The following is a 2093-nucleotide window of genomic DNA, read 5'->3' on the forward strand; positions in this document are numbered from 1 at the left end:
ATTTGGCGAGGCTCTCACCTTGCCACAAAGCTAAAATTTATAAGAGACGTTTACCTTGAAATTTCTACCTGGCTCCCAGTCTACATAGTTTGGATCGCCTGTATAATCAGCCGTTCGTTGAGACTGCGAAGCGTATGCCTTGTTAAAGAGGTTGTAAATTCCAGCATTTATCTCAAGCCCTTTAAATTTACCGCTACTTGGCGCATAGGTAGCGTAGATGTCGCTAACTGCGTAGCTTGGTATCTTGACATTTTCATTATCGCCAGCTGAGATGGTGTTTTTTGATGCAAAGTAGATTAGGTTGTAGCCTATTAGCGTATCGATCCTTGAAAATGCGTACTCGGCGTTAAATGTGTATTTATCGCCTTGATCTCGGTAGCCGATGATGTTTGAGGTGTAGTAGGTGCCATTTGGTTTAGCGACCCTATCTTTATATTTTACCTTTTGGTGAGTATAGCTAGCAGCTAGGCTTAGTGCGTCTAAATTTAGCCTTGCAAGTAGTTCAACACCGCTTATATCAGCTCCACCAGCGTTTATCCTGACTAGAGTTTGATTTACACCACCACCTGCTGCGTTGTTATCGACTATTAAATTTTTATATTTTGTCATGAAGTATTTTGCAGATAGGCTATATGAGCTGGCTTCACTTATGTCGCCATGGTATTTAAGACCGGTTTCGTAGCTGTTGCCAGTGGTCGCTTTTAGGTCTTTATTTGCCGCCCAGTTTAAAGCCCTGCCCCTACTACTTCCACTTGCCATCATCGACTCCATAACGTCAGGTCCTCTAAAGACCCTCGCATAGCTTGCAAATGCTTTAAGCCCTTTAAGGATCTCATAGTCAAGCGCAAGCGCTGGGGTAAATTCGTTAAATTTATAGGTGTAGCTCTTTACATTTCCAGCTCTGCCATCATAGCTTTTTAGCTCATGATGAGTATATCTGACGCCAGGAGTAACGGTTAGCGAGCTAAAATTTAGCGCATCTTCTGCGTAGATAGAGTAGTTATTTACCTTTTCTGGGTAGTGATTGTCTGGTTTGTTGAAATTTTTACTTTGGTAAAACTCAGCGCCATATCTAAAAGTCTGCGTCAAAGCACCGCTCTCGACTACGCTTTTTGCCTTTGCATTTATGCCATTTGTCTCTACGCCCCATTTTGAGCTATCAACCCTTTGGTGTCTTGTGTTGTAAGCTGTCACATCTAAATTTAAAAGATCGCTAGGCTTATACTCATATTTTAGCGTTGTTGTGTCGCGCTCATACTTGCGGTTATCGACACTATTTGAGCCGCTATACCAGCTGCCAAATTCTGCTCTTAAAGGATAAAGACCCTTAAATTCATTATGCTCTCTTGAGATAGAAATTCTATGCGCATCAAGGAAGCTATAGCCAAGCTTTAGAAGATAGCTAAGGTCGTTGCCATCGCCACCTATCTTTCTTTTATTACCGCTTTTGCCATAGTCATAGCCTTTGTGATTAATAGCAGCTATAAAGTCAAGCCCTTCAATTGGAGCAGTAAAGAGCATAAGACCTTGAGAAAATTCGCTGTTATTTGAGGCGTATCCAGTCTTTATCTTTGCGCCGATCTTCTCGCCGCTTTCTAGCAAGTCCTTTGCATCGACCGTTTTAAAGGCGACTGAGCCACCAAGCGCGCCAGAGCCATTTACGACCGATCTTGAGCCAACCTCGACGTCTATTGCCTTTATGAGATCAGGGTCGATCAGTAAGTCGGCGTTGTGGTGAAAAGTGTTTCCATTTTGTTTTGCGCCATCTATCGTGATATTTAGACCGCGGTCACTTACACCTCTCATGTAAATTTTTTGATTCATGCCGTTTGTGCCGCCCACATAGACGCCAGGGATGTCCCTCATCACGTCTTTTACCAGACCAGCGTTTCTAGTTGAAATTTTGATATCATCAACGCCGTATCCGCCACTGCTGCTTGTCACTTCAACACCGCTTAGCACGCTCTCGCCTGCTGCGTTTGCACAAACTGCCACGCTTGCTGCAAGAGAGAGTTTAAATAAGCTTTTAAATCTCATATTTTCTCCTAATTTGGTTATTAAAATTACTATTTTAACTTTATAGCGTAATTTTG

General features: G+C 42.6%; 1 protein-coding gene. It reads right to left on the bottom strand.

Features of this window, described 5'->3' with window-relative positions:
* Positions 1-30: 30 nt before the first annotated feature.
* A complete protein-coding gene (locus CYP51_RS09255) occupies positions 31-2037 on the bottom strand; it encodes a TonB-dependent receptor domain-containing protein (RefSeq protein WP_103625208.1) in 2007 nt (668 codons plus the stop codon).
* Between the last annotated feature and the right edge of the window lie 56 nt (positions 2038-2093).

The organism is Campylobacter concisus (assembly GCF_002912895.1).
Classification (GTDB): domain Bacteria; phylum Campylobacterota; class Campylobacteria; order Campylobacterales; family Campylobacteraceae; genus Campylobacter_A; species Campylobacter_A concisus_G.

Coding starts and splice junctions, on each gene's coding strand:
- CYP51_RS09255 (WP_103625208.1), bottom strand. CDS start 2,037: ATGAGATTTAAAAGCTTATTTAAACTCTCTCTTGCAGCAAGCGTGGCA.